This window comes from Nocardia pseudobrasiliensis NBRC 108224 (genome assembly GCF_001613105.1).
Lineage (GTDB): Bacteria > Actinomycetota > Actinomycetes > Mycobacteriales > Mycobacteriaceae > Nocardia > Nocardia pseudobrasiliensis.
In genome coordinates, this window is sequence record NZ_BDBS01000053.1 from 1 (window position 1) to 22,485 (window position 22,485).

23 protein-coding genes and 1 pseudogene are annotated in these 22,485 nt (G+C 65.9%); 15 read left to right on the forward strand and 9 right to left on the reverse strand.

Annotated elements, in window-relative coordinates; genetic code table 11:
• The 3 genes and pseudogenes from NP4_RS41820 to NP4_RS33630 all read left to right on the forward strand — a co-directional run.
• Positions 1-259, forward strand: a pseudogene (locus tag NP4_RS41820) (cell surface protein); the annotation flags it as partial.
• An 11-nt stretch (positions 260-270) separates the two neighbouring features.
• A complete protein-coding gene (locus tag NP4_RS33625) occupies positions 271-783 on the forward strand; it encodes an ImmA/IrrE family metallo-endopeptidase (RefSeq protein ID WP_062508870.1) in 513 nt (170 codons plus the stop codon).
• Between the two features lie 37 nt (positions 784-820).
• A complete protein-coding gene (locus tag NP4_RS33630; protein ID WP_068006552.1) occupies positions 821-1,843 on the forward strand; it encodes a hypothetical protein in 1,023 nt (340 codons plus the stop codon).
• A gap of 160 nt (positions 1,844-2,003) precedes the next feature.
• Here the strand turns inward: NP4_RS33630 and NP4_RS33635 are convergent, their stop codons facing one another.
• Positions 2,004-2,420 carry a helix-turn-helix domain-containing protein gene (locus tag NP4_RS33635; protein ID WP_068006554.1) on the reverse strand — a complete coding sequence of 139 codons (417 nt, stop codon included), beginning with the start codon at positions 2,418-2,420 and terminating at the stop codon, positions 2,004-2,006.
• 357 nt (positions 2,421-2,777) lie between these two features.
• Positions 2,778-3,941, reverse strand: coding sequence for a steroid 3-ketoacyl-CoA thiolase (locus NP4_RS33640; protein ID WP_068006556.1), 1,164 nt, complete (start codon positions 3,939-3,941; stop codon positions 2,778-2,780).
• A 157-nt stretch (positions 3,942-4,098) separates the two neighbouring features.
• Between NP4_RS33640 and NP4_RS33645 the strand changes: the two genes are divergently transcribed.
• Positions 4,099-5,349 (forward strand): cytochrome P450, encoded by a 1,251-nt coding sequence (locus tag NP4_RS33645; RefSeq protein ID WP_068006559.1) that lies wholly within the window; start codon positions 4,099-4,101, stop codon positions 5,347-5,349.
• A gap of 55 nt (positions 5,350-5,404) precedes the next feature.
• On the opposite strand, the gene NP4_RS33650 is transcribed toward NP4_RS33645, so the two are convergent.
• The 4 genes from NP4_RS33650 to NP4_RS33665 form a co-directional block, all read right to left on the reverse strand.
• Positions 5,405-5,821, reverse strand: a complete 417-nt coding sequence (locus tag NP4_RS33650) for a nuclear transport factor 2 family protein (protein WP_068006560.1) — start codon at positions 5,819-5,821, stop codon at positions 5,405-5,407.
• Positions 5,822-5,929: 108 nt separating this feature from the next.
• Positions 5,930-7,096 carry a thiolase family protein gene (locus NP4_RS33655; RefSeq protein WP_068006561.1) on the reverse strand — a complete coding sequence of 389 codons (1,167 nt, stop codon included), beginning with the start codon at positions 7,094-7,096 and terminating at the stop codon, positions 5,930-5,932.
• Positions 7,093-8,112 carry a thiolase family protein gene (locus NP4_RS33660; protein WP_068006648.1) on the reverse strand — a complete coding sequence of 340 codons (1,020 nt, stop codon included), beginning with the start codon at positions 8,110-8,112 and terminating at the stop codon, positions 7,093-7,095. The genes NP4_RS33655 and NP4_RS33660 overlap by 4 nt, the downstream gene beginning before the upstream one ends.
• A gap of 29 nt (positions 8,113-8,141) precedes the next feature.
• Positions 8,142-9,104, reverse strand: a complete 963-nt coding sequence (locus tag NP4_RS33665) for a Zn-ribbon domain-containing OB-fold protein (RefSeq protein WP_068006562.1) — start codon at positions 9,102-9,104, stop codon at positions 8,142-8,144.
• A 109-nt stretch (positions 9,105-9,213) separates the two neighbouring features.
• On the opposite strand from NP4_RS33665, the gene NP4_RS33670 reads away from it, so the two are divergent.
• The 5 genes from NP4_RS33670 to NP4_RS33690 all read left to right on the forward strand — a co-directional run bounded on the left by NP4_RS33670 (position 9,214) and on the right by NP4_RS33690 (position 15,804).
• The gene (locus NP4_RS33670; RefSeq protein ID WP_068006563.1) at positions 9,214-10,251 is read left to right on the forward strand and encodes an LLM class F420-dependent oxidoreductase; all 1,038 of its coding nucleotides are present in this window, start codon (positions 9,214-9,216) and stop codon (positions 10,249-10,251) included.
• Between the two features lie 31 nt (positions 10,252-10,282).
• On the forward strand, positions 10,283-11,824 hold the full coding sequence (locus NP4_RS33675; RefSeq protein WP_068006564.1) for an acyl-CoA synthetase: 1,542 nt from the start codon (positions 10,283-10,285) through the stop codon (positions 11,822-11,824).
• Between the two features lie 179 nt (positions 11,825-12,003).
• Positions 12,004-13,656, forward strand: a complete 1,653-nt coding sequence (locus tag NP4_RS33680) for an acyl-CoA synthetase (protein WP_068006565.1) — start codon at positions 12,004-12,006, stop codon at positions 13,654-13,656.
• Between the two features lie 84 nt (positions 13,657-13,740).
• A complete protein-coding gene (locus NP4_RS33685) occupies positions 13,741-14,724 on the forward strand; it encodes an aldo/keto reductase (RefSeq protein ID WP_174556200.1) in 984 nt (327 codons plus the stop codon).
• Positions 14,725-14,838: 114 nt separating this feature from the next.
• Complete coding sequence (locus tag NP4_RS33690; protein ID WP_245997866.1) at positions 14,839-15,804, forward strand: sigma-70 family RNA polymerase sigma factor; 966 nt, start codon at positions 14,839-14,841, stop codon at positions 15,802-15,804.
• Here the strand turns inward: NP4_RS33690 and NP4_RS33695 are convergent.
• Positions 15,801-16,217: a VOC family protein gene (locus NP4_RS33695; protein ID WP_068006574.1), complete on the reverse strand. Its 417-nt coding sequence runs from the start codon at positions 16,215-16,217 to the stop codon at positions 15,801-15,803. The genes NP4_RS33690 and NP4_RS33695 overlap by 4 nt on opposite strands.
• 116 nt (positions 16,218-16,333) lie before the next feature.
• Between NP4_RS33695 and NP4_RS33700 the strand changes: the two genes are divergently transcribed.
• Together NP4_RS33700 and NP4_RS33705 are read left to right on the forward strand one after the other, a co-directional pair.
• Positions 16,334-16,531: a plasmid mobilization protein gene (locus NP4_RS33700; protein ID WP_068006576.1), complete on the forward strand. Its 198-nt coding sequence runs from the start codon at positions 16,334-16,336 to the stop codon at positions 16,529-16,531.
• Positions 16,528-16,899: a type II toxin-antitoxin system death-on-curing family toxin gene (locus tag NP4_RS33705; RefSeq protein ID WP_245997880.1), complete on the forward strand. Its 372-nt coding sequence runs from the start codon at positions 16,528-16,530 to the stop codon at positions 16,897-16,899. Before NP4_RS33700 ends, NP4_RS33705 begins: the two co-directional genes overlap by 4 nt.
• Before the next feature lie 50 nt (positions 16,900-16,949).
• Here the strand turns inward: NP4_RS33705 and NP4_RS33710 are convergent, their stop codons facing one another.
• Together NP4_RS33710 and NP4_RS33715 are read right to left on the reverse strand one after the other, a co-directional pair.
• Positions 16,950-18,053 carry an acyl-CoA dehydrogenase family protein gene (locus tag NP4_RS33710; RefSeq protein ID WP_068006580.1) on the reverse strand — a complete coding sequence of 368 codons (1,104 nt, stop codon included), beginning with the start codon at positions 18,051-18,053 and terminating at the stop codon, positions 16,950-16,952.
• A 21-nt stretch (positions 18,054-18,074) separates the two neighbouring features.
• A complete protein-coding gene (locus NP4_RS33715) occupies positions 18,075-19,268 on the reverse strand; it encodes an acyl-CoA dehydrogenase family protein (RefSeq protein WP_068006581.1) in 1,194 nt (397 codons plus the stop codon).
• A gap of 174 nt (positions 19,269-19,442) precedes the next feature.
• On the opposite strand from NP4_RS33715, the gene NP4_RS33720 reads away from it, so the two are divergent.
• The 4 genes from NP4_RS33720 (at position 19,443) to NP4_RS33735 (ending at position 22,480) form a co-directional block, all read left to right on the forward strand.
• Positions 19,443-19,631 (forward strand): ferredoxin, encoded by a 189-nt coding sequence (locus NP4_RS33720; RefSeq protein ID WP_068006583.1) that lies wholly within the window; start codon positions 19,443-19,445, stop codon positions 19,629-19,631.
• A gap of 44 nt (positions 19,632-19,675) precedes the next feature.
• The gene (locus NP4_RS33725) at positions 19,676-20,581 is read left to right on the forward strand and encodes a 3-oxoacyl-ACP reductase (RefSeq protein ID WP_068006586.1); all 906 of its coding nucleotides are present in this window, start codon (positions 19,676-19,678) and stop codon (positions 20,579-20,581) included.
• A gap of 278 nt (positions 20,582-20,859) precedes the next feature.
• The gene (locus tag NP4_RS33730) at positions 20,860-21,624 is read left to right on the forward strand and encodes an MlaE family ABC transporter permease (RefSeq protein WP_068006588.1); all 765 of its coding nucleotides are present in this window, start codon (positions 20,860-20,862) and stop codon (positions 21,622-21,624) included.
• A gap of 4 nt (positions 21,625-21,628) precedes the next feature.
• Positions 21,629-22,480, forward strand: a complete 852-nt coding sequence (locus tag NP4_RS33735; protein WP_068006589.1) for an MlaE family ABC transporter permease — start codon at positions 21,629-21,631, stop codon at positions 22,478-22,480.
• The last annotated feature ends 5 nt before the right edge of the window (positions 22,481-22,485 follow it).

Consider the following 22,485-nt stretch of genomic DNA (forward strand, 5'->3'; position numbering starts at 1 on the left):
GCCCGCGCCACCCGCGCCCCCGGCTCCACCCGCGCCGCCGCCACCGCCACCCGTGATCGCGCAGCCGCCCAATCCGGCCGTGCAGCCGACCTCGGCCAGTAGTCCGTTGCCGCCGGTGAAGGTGCTGACCCTGGCCGGTGGATTGGCCGCAATGGCGTTGGCGGCGGCCGCATCCGGCGCGGTGAGCTTCCAGAGCGCCTCGGCCGCGCAGGCGCGTATCGATGCCGCGCGCGCGGAGTTCTTCGGACCGAGGGCATAGGGGGTGACGAGATGACCGAGAGCCGTGCCCAGAGTAGTCGCTCCTACCGCCGCGTCGCCGCCGCCGTGGACGCGGTCTGCGCGGTGGCCGCCGATTTCGACGCCACCACGCTCGACGAAGTGGTGCAGGCGATTTCGGCCGAGCGCCGCCGCCCCATCGAGATCGCCAGCGCCCATCTCGGGCCGGGTGTGTGCGGCCAGCGCCGCAGCTTCCCGGAGAAGGACGTGATCGTGATCGCCTCGGCGCTGCCCAGCCGCGAGCACACGCTCGCACACGAACTGGGCCATATCGTCTTCGACCATCCGGGCGAGCCGGCCGCCGAGGTCACCCTCGAGGCCAGCGACGATCTCATCGCCTACATGCTGAGCCAGCGCGCGCATCAGCAGATCGTCGACGACGGCGAGGACGATCAATGCGAGTGGGAGGCAGAGACTTTCGCGAACATGCTGATGACCAGGCTGCGAGTTTTCAACAACCGGGGCGCGGGCGTCTCGGTGCTGCGATTCGACGAGGCACTCGGATGAGCGATCCGAAGGGGAGCGCCGACATGGAGGGCACAGCATGACGTTCTGGTTGACTGCCCTGCTGATCTGGGTGGCGGCCGGTGCGCGTGTCGGACGCGTACTGGTCAAGCCCGCCACGACCGCCCGGGTCGCGATCGTGGTGGCCGTCGCCGCCGTCGCGGCCGCGGCCACGATCGCCATTCCGGAGGTCGGGGTCGCGCTGGATCACACCATGCCGCACGGGATTCGGGGCCAGGCGCTGGCCGACAAGGCGCAGACGGCCGCGTGGCTGCTGTTCGTGGTGGCCACCTCGGTGGTCGCGGCGGCGGCCTGGCCGGTGGTGTCGCGCCGCAATCTGCGTCAGATCGCGGCGATGATCTACGCGGCCGGACTGATCGTCGTGGCCGCGACCCTCGCGTGGTCCACGACGCTGGGCTGGGTGGCCGTACTGCTCGGCTGCGTGTTCATCGCGGTGACCGGACTTCGGAATCTGGACTGGACCGCCCTGGGCCGCGGAATCGCGCTCTACACCTCGGGAACCATCCTGGTCGGATTGCTCTCGGTGCTGTCGATTCGGCGTCTGATCGTCGAACAGCCCGCGGCACGGCCGGGGGAGCCGGGCTGGTTCTGGCCGGCCTGGCAGGTGGCGAGCCTGCTGATCGCGATCGGCGCGGTATGGATCGTGATCGAGCTGTGGGCGCGAGCTCGACTGCTGCTGCGGCAGATTCGACTGCTGCACCGGGTGATGACCAAACGCTTCCCGGAGGTAGTGGCGCACGATCAGACCGGTTCGGCCACTCAGCTCAAGGCCTCGGATCAGGTCGCGCAGATCATGGACGCGTTGTATCTGCAGTCCGGCGGCGGTGTCGAACTCGCCGCCGCGGGGTCGCCGCCCGCCTCGGTAGTCGAGCGCGCGGATCGGGTCGCCCGCTGGGCCCGCAATCCGCTCGGCGATGTGATCGTCGACGCGCGGTGGATCGCTCCGCCCGAGGGATTGAGTCCGCGCGGCTGGGTCCAGGCGATCGCGCGGGCCTTCGAAGACAGTGGCGCCGACCGGCATCCGGCCACCCATAGTCGTTGACGTCACAGGACGCCGAGAATTCGCCCAACCGCCCGGTATGGAGTTGTAGGTCACATCCGGACATGGAAGCGGACCGAAGCGGCCCCACGCTTCGGTCCAAACCTTAAAACAAACACAGTGCGGTTCCGAGAGGCCGCACTGTGTTGCCTTGGGGTACTTCCTATTCCGTGCCGTCCGGTGGAATCTCGGGCAGACCCTCGCTTGCTCGTAGCTTCTCGGCCATCGAGGTCAGCAGGTTCTGTGACTCTTCGGAGAGGTTGAACGCCCTACTCGACAAGCGCCGCAGCCCATAGCCCTGCAGCTGCGACAGAAGCTCAAGATCGTGGTCGATCTTGGCGGCATAGATGTCGTTGAAGAAGTAGTCCGGTTTGACCTTGAAGAACTTCGCCAGCGCAGCCACCGTCTCATCGGACGGGTTCGTCCGTTGTCCCGACCGCAACTGCGAGAGGTACGGTTTCGAGATCGGATGCCCAGCTGCCGTCAACGCGGCAGCCACCTCCGCGTTGGTATGCGGCTTACGCCCCGGGGGATGCACGGTTTCGAACAGCTTGTTCAGCCGCGCCGCGAAATCAGCCATTGTGAGCCGCCCAATTCCCTTCGCTGTACTAACAGTCGTTATCTCGGATACGTATCATTGATATTAGCGGCTAAGTAACTGAAAACCTACGCCTGATTCGTGATTTCCTTGAAGCTTCCAGGCGCCCGGTTCGGGAACGGAAGATGGCCGGTACGTTTGCGGGCCACCGCACCGGTTGTTGGGAAGCGCTGGCGCAGAGCGGTTCTGGCCCGTCGAAAGCGTCTTGTTCGACGGGCTGGCGATAACCGTAAGATAGCTGACGTCTCATGTTCCTGTCTGTACCGCGCTTTGTGTGGTGTACGCCACGTTCGCCGGTCTCAGAGATGAACGTTCAACTCGGGCCGAAAACGCTGGTATTCACAGTCGTTCGATGATCGTGCCGGTCGCAAGTGCGCCACCGGCGCACATGAGGACCATTGCGATCGAGGAATCCGAACGCTCGAGTTCGTGCAAAGCGGTTGTGAGGAGCCGGGATCCGGTGCTGCCGACCGGATGGCCCAGCGCGATCGCGCCACCGTTGACATTCACGCGATCCAGATCGGGCTTGTGCACCGACGCCCACGACAGCGGCACCGACGCGAAGGCCTCATTGATCTCGAACCGATCGATATCGGACATGCTCATGCCCGAACGTTCCAGCAGTCGGGTGCACGCCTGAACCGGTCCGTCCAGATGGAACTCCGGCTCCGAACCGACCAGGCACTGCGCCACGATTCGGGCCCGCGGCCGCAGTCCGGCCCGGGCGGCCGCCTCGGAATCCATCAGCAGTACCGCGGCGGCCCCGTCGGAGATCTGCGAGGACGTGCCCGCGGTGTGGATGCCGCCCTCGAGTACCGGCTTCAACTTCGCCAGGCCCTCGCGCGTGGTTTCGCGCAGGCCCTGATCGCGATTGACGTCGAGCTTCTCGCCGGTCGATTTGCCCTCTTTATCCACCTGTGGCGCGGTGACGGTCAGCACCTCGCGGTCGAAACGGCCCTCGGCCCAGGCCTGTGCGGCCAGACGCTGTGAGCGCGCGCCGAATTCGTCGATATCGTCACGGGTGATCCCGCGCCGCTTGGCAATTCGCTCCGCCGCCTCGAACTGGTTGGGCAGGTCGATATCCCAGCTCGCGGGCCGCCGCGGACCGGCGTTCTCGCCGACGTTCGCACCCAGCGGCACATGGCTCATCGCCTCGACGCCGCAGGCGATTCCGACCTCGATGGCCCCGGCCGCGATCAGCCCGGCGATCAGATGATTGGCCTGCTGCGCCGAACCGCACTGCGCGTCGATAGTGGTGGCGCCGACCTGCCAGGGCAGTCCGGCGTGCAGCCACGCCGTGCGGGTGACGTTGTTGGACTGTTCCCCGGCCTGGGTGACGCAGCCGCCGACCACCTGCTCCACCAGGGCTGGGTCGAGATGCGCGCGCTCGAGGACGCCGCGCTGCGCGGCCCCCAGGATCTCGGCGGCGTGCAGGCCGGCCAGCCAGCCGCCGCGCTTGCCGATCGGGGTGCGCGCGGCCTCGACGATGACGGGAGTGCCCATGGTCCATCCTTCCGACCAAGAAATGAAACAAGTTCTCTATGTTCTGAGACTGCCTGAGACGGCTTCTTTACTAGTGATACCACCTATGTTGCAATGAAGGTAGAACGTGTTCCAGTATGCGTTCGAGGACGTGTTCAGTGGTCGAAGGAGACAGCTGGTGGTAGACACTCGCAGCGAGCCCCAACTTCCGGACGGATTCGATGTGACCGATCCGGAGCTGTGGGGGCGGCGGGTCCCGGTCGAGGAGCTCGCCGAGCTGCGCCGGACCGCGCCGATCTGGTGGAACCCCAAATCGCCGGAGGTCGGCGGCTTTCAGGACGACGGCTTCTGGGTGGTGACCAAACATGCCGACGTCAAGGAGATCTCGCGGCGCAGCGAGGTGTTCTCCAGTTTCGAGAACACCGCCATCCCGCGGTTCAACGACGACATCTCGCGCGAGAACATCGAGATGCAGCGCCTGGTGATCCTGAACAAGGACGCCCCCGAACACACCAAACTGCGCAAGCTCATCTCGAAGGGCTTCACCCCGCGCGCGATCAACAGCCTGCGCGACGAACTGTCGGCCCGGGCTCGCTCGATCGTCGAGGCCGCCGCGGCCGCGGGCTCCGGCGACTTCGTCACCCAGGTGGCCTGTGAACTGCCGCTACAGGCCATCGCCGAGCTGATCGGCATCCCGCAGGAGGACCGAATGAAGGTCTTCCGCTGGTCCAACGAGATGACCGGCTACGACGATCCGGATATGGTCGACATCGACCCGCTGGCCTCCTCGATGGAGATCCTCGGTTATGCGTACCAGATGGCCGAGGCGCGCAAGGGATCACCGGCCAGCGATATCGTGACCGAACTGGTCAATGCCGATATCGACGGCGAGGCGCTGACCTCGGAGGAGTTCGGCTTCTTCGTGATCCTGCTGGCGGTGGCGGGCAATGAGACCACCCGAAATGCCATCAGCCACGGCATGATCGCGTTCCTGGAGAATCCGGAACAGTGGGAACTCTACAAGCGCGAGCGTCCAGCGACCGCGGCCGATGAGATCATTCGCTGGGCCACCCCGGTGAGCTCGTTCCAGCGGACCGCGCTCGAGGATGTGGAAATCGGCGGGCAGCAGATCAAGAAGGGTCAGCGGGTGCTGATGGTGTACCGCTCGGCCAACTTCGACGAGGATGTCTTCGAAAATCCGTACAAATTCGACATTTTGCGCGATCCGAATCCGCATCTCTCATTCGGCGGTACCGGTGCACACTTCTGTATCGGCGCGAATCTGGCTCGGCTGGAGATTGATTTGATCTTCAACGCGATCGCCGATCACCTGCCCGACATCACCCGAATCGGCGATCCGCGGCGGCTGCCCTCGGGCTGGCTCAACGGGATCAAGGAGTTCCCGGTCGACTACAAGACCGGCTCCTAGCCGCGACATCCGAAGGGCGGGCACCGATCCGGTGCCCGCCCTTCGGCGTTGGTACCTAGGCCTTCCTCATCGTCTTCATGGCCCGATTGGTCTCCCAGAACGCCCGCAGCGCGGCGATCTTGCCCTGCTCGTCGACCCGATAGGTGAACACGCCCTCGGCATCGATGACATGTCCACCCATCCGCGTGCGGATGAGGCCGGTGAAGGCGATCTCGTTACCGCAGGCGAAGGAGTCGGTGAATATGAACTCGATGGATTCGGTCTGCGCGATCGCCCTGTCCCAGAACGCCGCGATGGCCTCGCGGCCGCGGTGGCCGCGCCCCTCCGGATCGAAGACCGAGGGTCCGATCGGATCCTCGACGATGCCGTCGGCCGCGAACAGGTCGAGCCAGGCCTCCTTGTCGCGGGCGCGCACCGCGGCTTGTGATGCGGCCCCGGCCAGTCGTGCGGGATGTTCGGTGGTGGTAGTCATGGCGGCCTCGAATGAGTTTGCTGATGATTTTGCAAATGTGCTTGAATTTTCCATCAATGTCGGCGGCGAATTCGAATTGCGGGTTCCCTCAGTCGATTCCGTCTGAAACTACGGCTGTTCGCTACCGACCACCCACATGGAGAAGTATTGTGAGCCGCCGCCGTATGCGTGACCGAACGCCTTGCGCGCACCGTCGACCTGATACGCACCTGCCCGGCCCATCACCTGCTTGGCCGCCTCGGCGAATCGGATCAGGCCCGAGGCGCCGATCGGGTTGGAGCTGAGCACGCCGCCGGACGGATTGACCGGCAGCTTGCCTCCGATCTCGGTCTCGCGCGCGTCGGTGAGCTTCCATCCCTCGCCCTCGGGCATGAAGCCGAGGTTCTCGAGCCACATGGGCTCGAACCAGGAGAAGGGAACATAGATTTCGGCCGCGTCGATCTCCTCGAGCGGATTGGTGATCCCGGCCTGCCGCCACAGCGCCGCGGCGGCGTCGCGGCCCGCCTGCGGGCTGACCTGATCGCGTCCGGCGTAGGCGAGCGGTTCGGTGCGCATCGCGGTGCCGTGCACCCAGGCGACCTTGCGGCCCGCCGATTCCACGGCCTTCGCGGCCGACTCGTCGCCGAGCACGATCGCACAGGCGCCGTCGGAGGAGGGGCAGGTCTCGTCGAAACGGATCGGGTCCCAGAGCATTTGGGAGGCCAACACCGATTCCATGGTGATATCGGCCTGCTGCAAGTGGGCCAGCGGATTTCGCGCGCCGTTGCGGCGATCCTTCACCGCGACCATGGCGCCGATATGCAGCGGCGCGTTGGCGCGGCGGATGTAGGCGCGCACGTGCGGGGCGAAGTAGCCGCCCGCGCCCGCGCCGACCGGCTTGGTGAACGGCACCGGATTCGACAGTGCCCACATGGCATTGGATTCCGACTGCTTCTCCCACGCCACCGCGAGCACCTTGCCGTGCACGCCCGCCTGCACCTGATTGGCCGCCACGCAGCCGGTCGAACCGCCGACCGAACCCGCGGTGTGCACGCGCAGCAGCGGTTTGCCGCTCGCGCCCAGGGCATCGGCGAGGAACAGCTCGGGCATCATCGAGCCCTCGAACAGATCCGGCGCCTTGCCGACGACGACCGCATCGATATCGGTCATCCGCAGCTCGGCATCCTCGAGCGCACGATCGATCGCCTCGCGAACCATCCCGGCCATCGAGACGTCGGATCGTTTCGTCACGTGATGGGTTTGTCCGGTGCCGAGCACCGCGGTGGGGTTGCTCATCGCGCCTCCAATGTCGCTACCAGGTTCTGCTGCAGCGCCGGGCCGCTCGCCGCATGGGCGAGGGCGCGCCGCGCATTGCCGTTCATGATTTCGGTGGCGGCGAAGCCGATTCGCTCCAGGCCCGCGGCGAACATGGGGTTGCCCGCCAATGCGCCGCCCGACGGGTTGATTCGGGTGTTCGCGCCCAGACCGATGGCCTGCTTCAGGATCAGCTGCTCGTGGCTGTACTGGGCGTGCAGTTCGGCGATATCGAATCCGCTCGCATCGCCGCCGGTGACATCGCGCGCGGCCGACGCGGCCGACGGCGAGGTGGTCAGATCGCGAGCGCCGAGCACCGGGGTATCGATGCGATGGGCGATGCCGGTCAGCCAGGCCGGATTCTCGCACAGCTCGCGGGCCCGATCACCGGCCGCGAGCACGATGGCCGCCGCGCCGTCGGTAATGGGCGCGATATCGTGCGCGCGCAGCGGATCGGCGACATATGGTGCGGCCAAGCGCTTTTCGAGTTCGGCCTCATCGGTCGCGGTGACCGCGGCCAGATCGCGCTCGGTCCAGGTTCCGGCATCGAGTCCGGCGCGAGCCTGCAGTCCGGCGATGGATACGGCGTCCGGCCACAGCGGCGCGACCAGATAGGGATCGGTCTGCATGGTGAGCACCTGCCGCAGCGTGCCCGCCGAGGACTTGCCGAAGCCGTACACCAGGGCCGTCTTCGCTTGTCCGGAGCGGATTTTCACATACGCCTCGTACAGCGCCCAGGCCGCGTCCATCTCCACATGCGATTCGTTGATCGGCGGCACCGCGCCGATAGAATCGATCGCCGAGATGAACGAAAACGCGCGCCCGGCAAGATAATCCGATGAGCCGGAGCACCAGAAGTCGATATCGGACACGCCGATGCCGAGCTTGTCGTACAGCTGCCGGAAACACGGGGCCAGCATCTCGACGCCGTTGGTGGTGCCGTAGGTCTCCGGTACGTGCGGTGCGTGCGCGAAGCCCACCACCGCGATATCGGTTATGTTGTCGCTCAAGGTATTTCAGCGCCTCTCTAGAGGTGGTGCGCGTAGGTGTCGTAGTCGGCGTCGGGCTCGCCGGTGGGCTCGAAATGCGCCACATTGTCCAAGCCGTCGTAGGTCCACTCCGAGCGCGGCTTCCATACGGCCTTGACCCGCATACCCATTCGCACTTCGCTCGGCTCGCAGCCCAGCACCAGATGCAGGAACGGAATGTCCGCGCCGTCGAGCAGCACGTAGGCGGCCACATACGGCGGCTTGATGCGCTGGCCCTGGAACGGCACGTTCACGATGCAGTAGGTGGTGACGATGCCGGTATCGGCCAGGTCGACATAGTCCTCGGTCGGCTCGCCGGTGCGCGGATCCGCGCCACGCGGCGGGAAATAGACCTTGCCGTCGGCGGCGCGGGCGCCCAGCAGCCGACCCTCGGCGATGGCCCGCAGGAAAACCGTCTCCTGCGGTGCGGCGGTGTGCTTGTAGCGCAGGTCGATCGGTGTGACGATGCCGGTCACGGGCTCGCCGGGTTCGGATTCGGCCGGGGCCGCGGAGGTTTCGCCCGGCTCGAAGCAGGCGATGTCGTGAATGGTTCCGGTGCGCTCGGTCGCCCAGCGGGCCCGCACGCGCATTCCGGTGTGGATATCGTCGGGGGATGCCACGTCGACCGCGTGCAGCAGGCCGGTGTCGGCGCCGTCGAGTTCGATCAGCGCCCAGGCGAACGGGCGGTCGAAGGGCTGGCCCGGCAGTGGATCTCGCACCCAGGACCACGTACGCACCGTGCCGACGTCGGCGACATCGACGAATTCGGTGAGCCGTTCGGAGGTCTGCGGATCGAATTCGGCCGGTGGCACCAGCACCCGCCCATCCGAGCCGCGTATTCCGACGATGCGCCCGGCCCGCAGCCCGGTGAGGAAGCGACCGATGGTCGGTCCGACCGAGCGGGTGTAATCGAACTTCATGCGCAGTTCCGCGGCGAGTACATCGGGAATTGTGCCGGTCATGGTGTTTCCCTGAGTCACGATATCGAGTAGAACAGGTTCTTATTCTGGTGGCAAGAGACCGTACCGTCCGGCAGTCCGCCGGACGTCGGAGATGGGCGGAGGACAGCGAATGAGATTCGGATTGCAGCTCGGCTATTGGGGTGCGCGGCCGCCCGCCAATGTGCCGGAACTCGTGGCCGCGGCCGAGGAGATCGGCTTCGACGGGGTGTTCACCGCCGAATCCTGGGGTTCGGACGCGTTCACCCCGCTGGCGTGGTGGGGTTCGGCGACCCGGCGGGTGCGGTTGGGCACCTCGGTCGTGCAGCTGTCGGCGCGCACGCCCACCGCGACCGCGATGGCCGCGCTGACCCTGGACCATCTCAGCGCGGGCCGGGCGGTTCTGGGCCTGGGTGTTTCGGGTCCGCAGGTGGTCGAGGGCTGGTACGGGCAGCCGTTCGCCAAGCCGTTGCAGCGGACCCGCGAGTACGTCGACATCGTCCGGCAGGTACTGGCCCGCGAGGGCAAGGTCACCAGCGCCGGACCGCACTATCCGCTGCCGTACAACGGACCGGGCTCGACCGGACTCGGTAAGCCGCTCAAGCCGATAACCCATCCCCGACGTGCGGATATTCCGATTTGGCTGGGTGCCGAGGGCCCCAAGAACGTAGCTCTGACCGCCGAGATCGCCGACGGCTGGCTGGCGATCTACTACACGCCGAGACTTGCCGGGATGTACGACGAATGGCTCGACGAGGGGTTCGCCCGACCGGGCGCTCGGCGTTCGCGGGCGGATTTCGAGATCGCCGCGAGCTGTCAGGTCGTGATCACCGACGACGCCCGCGGTGAACTCGATCGGATGAAGCCGGTGATGGCGCTCTACATCGGCGGCATGGGCGCGGAGGAGCTCAACTTCCACGCGCAGGTGTATCGGCGCATGGGCTACGGCGAGGTGGTCGACGAGATCACCCGGCTGTTCCGGACCGGTCGCAAGGACAAGGCCGCCGCGGCGGTGCCGGACGAACTGATTCTCGACACCGCGATCATCGGCGATCGGGCGCAGGTCCGCTCGCAGCTGCGGGTGTGGGAGAAGGCGGGCGTCACCCAGCTGCTGGTGTCCGCTCACTCGGTCGAGCAGTTGCGGCAGCTCGCCCCCCTTGTTCAGATGTAGAACGCGTTCTAGATTCGAAAGGGTGACTTCGATGGAGCCGGCGCAACAGCTGGGACTGTGGAATATCGCTGCCACTGAACCCGAACGGATCGCGGTCGTCGATCCATCGGGTCAGGAGGTCAGCTACGGAGAATTGGCCGGACAGGCCGATCGCATCGCAAGGGGGTTGCAGGCCAAGGGCTTACGGCCCGGCGATGTGCTGGTGTCGATGGTGCACAACTGCGCCGAGGCGCTGGCGGTGTACTTCGCGGCCTTCGAGTCGGGGCTGTACATCGTCGCGGTGAACTGGCATCTGACCGGGCCGGAGGTCGCCTACATCCTCGACAACAGCGAGGCCAAGGTGTTCATCGCCGACGAGCGCTTCGCCGAGGCCGCCCGGATCGCGGCGGATGAGGCGAAAGTGCCCGCCGCGGACCGCTATTCGGTTGGCACGGTCGAGAGTTTCAATCCGCTGGCCGAACTGGGCGCGGGCGAAACCGGTCGTCCCGACATCCGCACCACGGGCGCGCCGATGCTCTACACCTCCGGAACCACCGGTCGCCCCAAGGGTGTTCGCCGCCCGCTCACCGGCGCGGATCCGGATGTGGTTGCCCAGGCGGCGACCGGATACTTCGGCCTGTTCGGCCTGAAGCCCTACGACGATCATGTGCACATCTGCGGTTCGCCGCTCTATCACACCGCGGTGCTGAACCACTCGGCCATCTCGATTCAGCTGGGGCACAAGGTGGTTCTGATGGACAAGTGGGATCCGGAGGAGATGCTGCGGCTGATCGATAAGTACCGGGTGACCCACAGCCATGTGGTGCCGACCCAGTTCCACCGACTGCTCGCGCTGCCGGAAGAAGTGCGCGCGAAGTACGACGTCTCGTCGCTGCGCTGCATGATCCACGGCGCCGCGCCGTGTCCGCAAGAGACCAAGCGCAAGATGCTCGAGTGGTGGGGTCCGGTCGTCACCGAGTACTACGCCGCGACCGAGGGCGGCGGCACGATGATCACCGGCGCGGAATGGCTGCGCAAGCCCGGATCGGTCGGCAAGGCGTGGCCGTATTCGGTGGTCAAGGTGCTCGGCGAGGACGGCGAGGAGGTGCCGCCCGGCGAGATCGGCCAGGTCTACATGAAGATGGGCGCGTCCAGTTTCGAATACCACAAGGACAAGGCCAAGACCGACGATGCCCGCGTCGGTGAGCTGTTCACCGTCGGCGACATCGGCCATATGGATGAGGACGGCTATCTCTACCTGCACGATCGGCGCTCGGACCTGATCCTGTCCGGCGGCGTGAACATCTATCCCGCCGAGATCGAAAGCGAACTCGTCACCCACCCCAAGGTCGCCGACGTCGCGGTTTTCGGCATCCCGCACCCGGATTGGGGCCAGGAGGTCAAGGCGGTCGTCCAACCGGCCGCGGGGGTCGAGGCCGACGACGAACTCACCCGGGAGCTCATGGAATTCGCCGCATCCCGTCTGGCGAAGTACAAACTACCCCGCAGCATCGACTATCTGGACGAGCTGCCGCGGGATCCGAACGGGAAGCTGTACAAGCGCAAGCTACGTGAGCGATATGTGACAGCCTAGGGGTGATCCGATTACGGCCCGCCTGGCAGCATGCCAGGCGGGCATTCGTCGTTCGGGCGCAAATGTTTTCACGATTTCGCCCCGGCCCGGACTGTCAACGGTTATGTTCGTCTGATGGGATTCGTAAACGGTGTAAATTGAGTCTTGTCAGTCCCGAGAACACGTTCTATTTTTGACCTGTGAGCTACAACATAGCGGATCTTGTCGAACACACCATCGACCTCGTGCCGGATCGTGTCGCGCTGGCCGACGACACCCGCTCGGTCACCTACGCGCAGCTGGAGGTCCGGGCCAACCGACTCGCGCACTACCTGCGGGAACAGGGTGTGCAGCCGGGTGACAAGGTCGGCCTGTACTCGCGTAACACCATCGAGGCCGTCGAGGTCATGGTGGCGATCTTCAAGGCGCGGGCGGTAATGGTCAACATCAACTACCGATATGTCGAGAACGAGTTGCAATACATCTTCGACAATTCGGATATGGTCGCGCTGATTCACGAGCGTCGATACAGCGACAAGGTCGCCAATGTACGCCCGAAGGTCCCGAAGCTGAAGACGGTCGTCGTAATCGACGACGGTACCGAAGATCGCTTCCCGACCGCGGCCGATTCGGCGGAATACGAAGCGGCGCTGGCGGCCTCGTCGGGCGACCGGGATTTCGGCGATCGCTCGCCCGACGACATCCTCATGATCTACACCGGCGGCACCACCGGTATGCCCAAGGGCGTGATGTGGCGTCAGGAGGACTGGTGGCGGGTCCTCGGTGGCGGCATCAACTTCTACAACGGTGAATTCATCCAGGACGAGTGGGAGCAGGCCAAGAAGGGCGCGGGCAACGCACCGATGGTGCGCTACCCGATTCCCCCGATGATCCACGGTGGTTCGTTCACCGCGACGTTCCACAGCCTGTTCGACGGCGGTAAGGCGATCATGCTGCCGGAGTTCAGCGGGCACGGCGTCTGGCAGGCCATCGACCGGCACGGCGTGAACATGATCTTCATAACGGGTGATGCGATGGCGCGGCCCATGCTGGACGCGCTGAAGGCCGGGAATCCGGAAACCGGTGAGCCGTACAAGTATTCGAATCTGTGGTCGTTCGCGAGCAGTGCGGCGCTGTTCTCGCCCGCGCTCAAGGACGAGTTCATCGACCTGATGCCGACCACGTTGATCATCGATACGATCGGCGCCACCGAGACCGGCTTCGGCGGGCTGGCCGTGGCCACCAAGGGTGCGACGCATACCGGCGGGCCGCGGGTGAAGATCGACGGCTCCACCGAGGTGCTCGACGACGACGGCAATCCGGTCGTGCCCGGTTCCGGTCAGGTCGGCTTCCTTGCCCGCAAGGGCAATATTCCGCTCGGCTACTACAACGACCCGGTGAAGACGGCCGCGACGTTCAAGGAGTTCAACGGAGTTCGCTACTCCATCCCCGGCGACTACGCGCGGGTGGAGGAGGACGGTACCGTTACCATGCTCGGCCGGGGTTCGGTGAGTATCAACAGCGGCGGCGAGAAGATCTATCCGGAGGAGGTCGAGGGCGCGCTCAAGGCGCATCCGGATGTGTTCGACGCCTTGGTGATCGGTGTTCCCGACGAGCGCTGGGGTCATCGGGTGGCCGCAGTGGTGCAGTGCCGCGGCGACAAGCGTCCCACTCTCGAGGAACTGCGGCCCGTGCTGACCAAGGAGATCTCCTCCTACAAGCTGCCCCGCACGCTCTGGTACGTCGACGAGATCAAGCGCTCCCCGGCCGGTAAGCCCGACTACAAGTGGGCCCACGCGCATGCCGAATCGTGTCCGGCCGATGAGGACGCGCCCGCGCCCGCGGCCAAATAGGTTCGCCGGATCCATTGGTACACCGATGGATCCGATCGAAAACATTATTGGCGGGATCGGCGTTCGTGGCCGACGATGTCGATCATGCAGCAACGCAGTCTCGGGAATGCCGGTCCGGCCGTATCCGCGGTCGGACTGGGGTGTATGGGTTTTTCGCAGGGATACGGCACGGTCGACGATGACGAGTCGGTGGCGGCGATTCGGGTCGCGCTCGATTCGGGAATCACGCTTTTCGATACCGCGATGAGTTACGGGCGTGGTCACAACGAGCGGTTGCTCGCGCGGGCGCTGCGGGATGCTCCCGAAAATGTGCGGGTGGCAACGAAGTTCGGGATCGTGCGCACGGAAGATGGTGTGGGGCTCGATGGTCGGCCCGAACATGTGCGGCGGTATTGCGAGGAGTCGCTGGCCCGGCTCGAGCGCGATGTCATCGATGTCTACTACCTGCATCGAGTGGACCCCGAGGTGCCGGTGGCCGAAACCATCGGGGCCATGGCCGAATTGGTGAGTGCGGGCAAGGTCCGTCATCTCGGTATCTCGGAGGCGACGCCGGAGCAGCTGGTCCAGGCCGCGGCCGTGCATCCGATCGCGGCCGTGCAGTTCGAATGGTCGATGCTGTGGCGGGAACCGGAACGCGATGTGGTCCCGGCCGCGCGGGAGCTCGGGATCGCACTGGTGCCCTACAGTCCGCTCGGGCGCGGGCTGCTCACCGCGACCCTGGACGCGAATACGGTGGCCGCCAGCGACTTCCGGCGCAATGATCCGCGTTTCCAGGGTGAGAATCTGGCCGATAATCTGGCACAGGTGACGGCGCTGCGGGAATTCGCCGCGGGGCTGGACATCTCGGCGGGACAGTTGGCGCTGGCCTGGCTGCTCGCGCGGGGGTCGGATGTGGTGCCGATTCCGGGTACGCGCCGCGCGGTGCGGATTCGGGAGAACGCGGCCGCCGCGGCGGTGGAGTTGAGTGCCGCGCAGCTGGCGGAGCTCGAGCGGATCGTGCCGTCGGACGGGTGGGCGGGGGACCGGCGGTCCTTCGCCGCGCACGGCACCGGCCGCACATCTGCGTAGTGGAATATTCCGCCTGGTAGGACGCGGTGTGGCCCACCGATTTCGGGCTGTTTCTTGTCGGTGCCCTGTGCCATTGTGTTCGACATGAGCAAGTCGGGCGGTTCAGCCGGCGCCGTGGATGAAGTGTTGGCGCAGTTCGAGGGGTACCGGCGGGAGCTGTGCGCTTACGCCTACCGGATGTTGGGGTCCTCGTTCGAGGCCGAGGACGCCGTGCAGGAGACGTTCACCCGGGCATGGAAGGCCTACGACTCGTTCGAGGGCCGGGCCAGTGTGCGTTCCTGGTTGTACAAGATCGCGACGAATGTCTGCCTGGACATGCTGGACGGGCCGCAGCGGCGGGCGCGGCCGATGGATCTGCACGGTCCGTCGACCCCGGATACGCCGCTGCCCCCGCCGCAGCCGGACTACGTGTGGATCGAGCCGATCCCCAACGGGCTGGCCTTCGGCGCCGACCCGGCCGAGCACACCTCCACCAAGGATTCGCTGCGTCTGGCCTTCGTGGCCGCGGTGCAGCATCTGCCCGCCACCCAGCGGGCGATCCTGATCATGCGCGAGGTGCTGCGCTTCTCGGCCAACGAGACCGCCGACATGCTGATGATGTCGCCGGCCTCGGTGAACAGCGCGCTGCAACGGGCCCGGGCCACCATGTCGAAGGTGCAGCCCAGCGAATCGGGTTCCTACGACGAGAACGACGAGCAGCAGCGCAAACTCGTCGACGGTTTCGTGCAGGCCTTCGAGGCCTACGATATGGACGCGCTGACCGCCCTGCTGAAACAGGATGTGGCGCTGTCCATGCCGCCGATCGAACTGTGGGTCTCCGGCCCGGCCAATGTGGCCGAGTTCATGCTGTCGGAGGGCCCGTCGGCCTGCCGCGGCTCGCGGCTGGTCCCGCTGGAAGGCGCCAACGGCCTGCCCGCCTTCGGCCAGTACAAGCCCTCCGACGTGCCGGGCGTCTACACGCCGTGGGCCATCATCGTGCTGGAGTTCGACGAGGGCGAGATCAACGGGTTGAACTTCTTCCTGGACACCGAGCGGCTGTTCCCGCTGTTCGGGCTCGCGCCCGAGCTGAGGACCTCCTAGCGCACCGAATAATTCATCCAGAACGGCTCCCAATGATGTCCGTCCGGGTCGCGGAAGGCACGCCCGTGCATGCCGACCGCGGCCTCCTGGGCGCGCTTGTCCTCGTTGACCAATTCGGTCCCGCCCGCCCGCACGGCCGCGGCGGTGAGCTCGTCCACCTCGCGCGCACTGCCCAGCGCGAGCGCGTAGAGCGATCCGGTCGTCGCGTCGGTCTCGGCGATCGGCCGCTCGGTGAACGTCGAGAAGAACGGCTTCACCAGCAGCATCAGACAGATGTTGTCGTCCACCACCACACAGGCCGCGTTCTCGTCGGTGAATGCCGGATTCACCTTCCACCCCAACGTCTCGTAGAACCTCTTGGACCGCTCCAGATCATCGACGGGAAGATTCAAAAAGATCATCTTGCTGGCCATATCCGGTCCTCTCGACTGCGCAGTCGGCTACGTGTACATCGATACCGACGAATCGGGCCGCCCAAACTCATCGCGGCTCGTCCGCACTGCGTGGTACCGTCCGGTACCATCTAGTTATGGCAGGTCTCAACGTCAGGTTCACCGAGGATGAGTTGGCCGCCTTGCGTGAGCGTGCCGAAGCCGAGGGGGTAAGCATGCAATCGTTCGTGCACGATGCCGTCATCACCGCGATCAACGAGCGGTCGCGGCTGTTCAACGAGGCTGCCGAACATGTCCTACGGGTCAGTGAGGAGCTGAACCGGAGACTGGCCTGATGCAGTACCTCACTCTGCAGGAACTGCTGAATCTCGCAGAGCGACTTGGTACTCCGGATGTCAGGGACTACGGACTTCTCGATTCGGCGCTGGCGCGCCCGCAGGCCAGTGTCTTCGGCCAGGATGCCTATCCGGATGTGTGGCAGAAGGCCGCCGCTCTGATGGAGTCCCTTGCCCGAAACCGCGGCCTGGTCGACGGCAACAAGCGACTCGCGTGGTACGGCACGTGGGTCTTTCTGCACCTGAATGGACATCGGCTGCCGGATAACTTCGATGTCGACGAGGCGGAACGGTTCGTCCTCGACGTCTGTCAAGGCATGTTGGACGTGCCATCGATCGCGGAACGATCAACCGGATTCGCGGAGTAGTCCCGCTCAGGCCAACCGATGAACGGAAGGCCCGAGCGGGCGACTCGCCGCTAATGAGGATCGGCCAGCAGCGCGCCCAGGGCGCGCAGGTGGTCGGTGGCGCCGCCGAGGGCGAATTCGTTGTGTTTGGCCGCGGTGAAGTAGTTGTGCACGATGTGGTCGCGGTCGATGCCGACGCCGCCGTGGACGTGGACGACCGTGTGGGCGATGTGGTGGCCCGCCTCGGCGGCCCAGAACTTGGCGGTGTGGATCTCCCGGGCGGCGGGCAGGCCCTCGGTGAGACGCCAGGCGGCCTGGGTGACGGCCAGGCGCAGACCCTGCAGTTCGATATAGCCGTCGGCCAGGCGCTGGGCGACGGCCTGGAAGCCGCCGATCTTGCGGCCGAATTGCTCACGCTCGCGGCCGTATTCGGCGACCAGGTCGATGGCGCGCTCGAGGGTGCCGAGCTGCTGGGCGGCCAGGCCCAGCCAGCCGCGCTCGAGCAGCCAGGTCAGGATCTCCGCGCCCGATTCGACCGTGCCCACCAATTCGGCCGGCGTGCGGTCGAATTCGAGTTCGGCATCGGGGGTGCGGTCGACGACCTGCTGGGCCGAGATTCGCACGCTCGCGTCGGACGGATCGACCAGGAAGATAGCGGGGGAGCCGGATACCGTGGCGGGCACCAGGATTCGATCGGCCTGCGCGGCGAACGCGACGATCGTCTTGGCCCCGGTGATCCGCCAGCCGCCGTCGTCGCTCGCGGTCGTCACCGGGTGGTCGGGCTCCCAGTTGCGCTCCTCGGCCAGTGCCACGGTCAGAATCGCCTCGCCCGCACCGGCTTTCGCGGCCAGCTCGCGCTGCGCCGCGGAGCCGAAGCGTGCCAGCGCGCCCGCGCCGAGCACCACCGACCACAGATACGGCACCGCCGCGACGGCCTTACCCAGTTCGCGCAGCACCGCGGTCTGCTCCAGCGGGCCCAGATCGCTGCCGCCGACCGCCTCCGGCAGGGTCGCGGCCAGCACGCCGGTCTCGGCCAGGGAGCGCCACAGCGGTTCGTCGAAGCGGACCTCGGCCCGATCCAATTCCCGCAGGCGATCGGCGGTGACCAGCTTCTCGCACACCTCCCCGGTCAGCCGGGACAGATCCTGCTGCGCTTCAGTCGCAGTGAAATCCATTGTGAGTAACCAGCTTTCGAATCAGCGCGCGGCGGCGGGTTGCTTCAGGGCGGTCATGGCGATGATGTCGCGCTGCACCTCGTTGGTGCCGCCGCCGAAGGTGAGGATCAGGCAGGCGCGATGCATCCGCTCGAGCCGCCCGCGCAGGGCCGCACCCGGGGAATCCTGGCGCAGATAGGCCTGTGGACCCAATACCTCCATCAGCGACCGGTAGGCCTCGGTGGCCAATTCGGTGCCGAGCACCTTGCAGGTGGAGGCGTCCCACGGCCGCGGCGCGGCGTCGCCGCCGGCATCGGCGCGGGCGGCGATCTCCCAGTTGAGCAGCTTCAGATATTCGACCTTGGCGTGCACGCGCGCCAGCGTGATCCGCACCCACTCACTGTCGATCACCCGGGAACCGTTGGAGTCCTTGTTGTTACGCGCCCAGTCCACGGTCTGGGTCAGCGCCAGCTGCAGCGGCGCGGCCGAGGTGAGCGCCACCCGTTCGTGATTGAGCTGATTGGTGACCAGCGACCAGCCGCCGTTCTCCGGCCCGACCATGGCCGATGCGGGGACGCGCACATCCTGGTAGTAGGTGGCGCTGGTGTCCGGTCCGGCCATCGTGTGTACCGGGGTCCAGGAGAAGCCCTCGGCCGTGGTCGGCACGATGAACATGCTGATGCCCTTGTGCTTCTTGGCATTCGGATCGGTGCGCGCGGCCAGCCAGATGTAGTCGGCGTACTGGATGAGGCTGGTCCACATCTTCTGCCCGTTGACGATCCAGTCGTCGCCGTCGCGCACCGCGCTGGTGCGCAGCGACGCCAGATCGGTGCCCGCGCCCGGTTCGGAGTAGCCGATGGAGAAGTGCAGCTCACCCGCGGCGATCTTGGGCAGGAAGAACCTCTTCTGCTCCTCGGTGCCGTAGTGCATGATCGTCGGGGCCACGGAGTTGATGGTCAGGAACGGCACCGGCGCGCCCGCGACCGCGGCCTCATCGGTGAAGATCAACTGATCCAGCATCGGCCGGTCCTGCCCGCCGTATTCGGTGGGCCACCCCAGTGCGAGCCAGCCGTCGCGGCCCATCTGCCGCACGACGTCGCGATAGACGGTGCCGTGGCCGTACTCGCCGGTCTGCGCGCTCAACGCCTCGCGCCGCTCCGGCGTGATCAGTTCGGCGAAGTATTCGCGCAACTCGGCCCGCAGCTGCTCCTGTTGCGGGGTAAAGGCAATCCGCATTACTGCACCTCAGTTGTTGTTCGATAGCCAGCCGACATGGAGCTGGAGGGTTGTCTCGATCATTGCATACGAAGTGAAACATGTTCCAGTATGGACAGGGGATCGAGCCGTTTCAGCCGCCGCGGCCGGTGCCGGGTTGTTAGTCTCGCGATATCAGCGGCAAAGGAGTCATCGATGAAGCTCAGTGTGGATTTCGACCAGTGCGAGGCCAACGGAATCTGTGTCGGAATCGCCCCGGACGTCTTCGAACTCGACGACGAGGATCAGCTGCACCTGTCGGTCGCCGAAGTGCCGGAGGATCGGCTCGACGATGTGCGCACCGCGGTAGCCCAGTGTCCCAAGGCGGCGCTGAAGCTGGAGTGATCCGGCTCTTGCCAGTGAACTGGAACACGTTCTAGAGTCGCGGCGTGGGAGACAACGAACTGAGTCTGTCCGGTCGAGTGGCGATTGTGACCGGGGCCGGTGCGGGGTTGGGGCGGGCCGAGGCGCTCGCCCTCGCTCGCGCCGGGGCCGCGGTGGTGGTCAACGATCTGGCCGAGAATGAGGCGGTCGCGGCGACGCTCGCCGATATCCGGGCGCTCGGTGCGAAGGCGGAGTTCGTCGGTGGTTCAGTGGCCGAACGGGCGACCGCCGATGCCCTCATCCGCACCGCGGACGAGGCGTTCGGCGGCGTCGACATCGTGGTCAACAATGCCGGAATCGTCCGGGACCGCATGCTTTTCAATATGTCCGACGAGGAGTGGGACGCGGTGATCGCGGTCCATCTGCGCGGGCACTTCCTGCTCACCCGCAACGCGGGCGCGTACTGGCGGGCCAAATCCAAGGAGGCCGGCGGCCCGGTATACGGGCGGCTGATCAACACCTCCTCCGAGGCGGGACTGCTCGGGCCCGAGGGCCAGCCCAACTACGCGGCGGCCAAGGCGGGTATTACGGCGCTGACCCTGTCGGCCTCGCGCGGACTGGCCCGATACGGCGTGCGCGCCAACGCGATCTGCCCCCGCGCGCGCACGGCCATGACCGAGAGCGTCTTCGCCGACGCGCCCGCCGACGAGGTGGATCCGCTCTCGCCCGATCATGTCGCCCGGCTGGTCGCCTATTTGTCCGCACCGGCCGCCGACGCGATCTCCGGCCAGGTGTTCGTCGTCTACGGGCCGATGGTCGCGCTCATGGCCGCGCCCGAGGTCGAGCGGCGCTTCGACGCCGGTGGTCCGGAGTGGGCGCCGGCCGATCTGGCCGACACGCTCGGAAACTATTTCGCGCAGCGGCCTTCCGGGCGTACGTTTTCCGCGTCATCGCTACACGATCTCGGCTGAGTCGCGACGCGCGTCCACTGACCGCGACAATCTGTTGATCGGTGGTCCGGTAGTTGGTAGACATGGGGGTCGGTTGTGCTTTGCCTCACAAAGGCGATTCATATCCGCTATGAACACGTTCTAGCTTCCAAGACAGTTCTGGAAGAAAATTGCAGTTCAAAATCGGTCAATATGTGAACCTGAGTACCAGGAACGTGTTCTAATCTTCGAGACGGGCGGGGCTTCGGATGCGCGCCGTCGCAGGCTGTACCGTTAGGCAGGGCAAGGAGGAATCGCGGATGAACGAGGTTCTTGCCGTGCCGATGCGGGCGGTCGGCGGGTTCTTCGAACTCACCGCCGCCGTGGCCAGGGCCACGGTGCGGCCCCCATTTCAACGACGCGAATTCGTCGACCAGTCCTGGTTCGTCGCCCGCGTTTCGATCACTCCGACCGTGCTGGTGGCCATTCCGTTCACCGTGCTGGTGACCTTCACGCTCAATATCCTCCTGCGCGAGATCGGTGCGGCCGATCTGTCCGGTGCGGGTGCGGCTTTCGGCGCGGTCACCCAGATCGGCCCGATCGTGACGGTGCTGATCGTGGCCGGTGCGGGCGCCACCGCCATCTGCGCCGATCTCGGCGCGCGCACCATTCGCGAGGAGATCGATGCGATGCGGGTGCTCGGAATCGACCCGATCCATCGGCTGGTGGTGCCGCGCGTACTGGCCTCGATGTTCGTCGCGGCGCTGCTCAACGGGCTGGTCTGCACGATCGGTATCGTCGGCGGCTTTTTGTTCTCCGTATTTCTGCAAGGCGTCAATCCCGGTTCGTTCGTCAACGGCATCACGCTGTTGACCCATTTGCCGGAATTGGTCATCTCCGAGGTCAAGGCCACGCTGTTCGGTGTGGTCGCCGGGCTGATGGCCTGCTATCTGGGCCTGAATGTGCGAGGCGGGCCCAAGAGCGTCGGCGACGCGGTCAATCAGACGGTGGTGTTCTCCTTCATGGCCCTGTTCGTGGTCAATGTCGTGGTCACCGCCGTTGGGATCAAGTTCACGGCTCGGTGACGGTATGGCGTTCGTGATCCAATCCCGGTTCCCGCGTACTGTTCGACGCGTGCGCCGGACGTCCGACTCGCTCGACAATGTCGGAAGACATGCCCTTTTCTACGCGCAGTCGCTGGCCGCGATACCGCGCGCGCTCACGCATTATCGCACCGAGACAATCCGTTTGATCGCCGAGATCAGCATGGGCACCGGCGCACTCGCGGTGATCGGCGGCACGGTGGTGATCGTCGGATTCCTGACCCTGTTCGCGGGCGGCACGATCGCTGTGCAGGGCTACAGCTCACTGGGCAATATCGGAGTCGAGGCGCTGACCGGGTTCTTCGCCGCCTTCATCAATGTCCGCATCGCCGCGCCGGTGATCTCCGGTATCGGCCTGGCGGCCACCATCGGCGCGGGTTCGACCGCGCAGCTGGGCGCGATGCGGGTGGCCGAGGAGATCGACGCGCTCGAGTCGATGGCGATCCGGCCCGTGCCGTTCCTGGTCGGCACGCGGGTGCTGGCCGGGATGATCGCGATCGTGCCGCTGTACGCGCTGGCGGTGATCGCGTCATTCGTGGCAAGCCGGTTCGCGACCGTGGTGATCTACGGACAGTCGGCCGGTGTGTACGACCACTACTTCTCGACGTTCCTGATCCCCGGTGACATTCTCTGGTCGTTCGTGCAGGCGATCTTCATGGCCCTGGCGGTCATGATGATCCATACCTATTACGGCTACCACGCCTCCGGCGGTCCCGTCGGCGTCGGCGTGGCGGTGGGCAACGCGGTACGCGCCTCACTGGTCGCGGTGGTGACCGTGACCCTGCTGGTCTCGCTGGCCATCTACGGAACCTCCGGCAATTTCCATCTCTCCGGGTAGGCGGT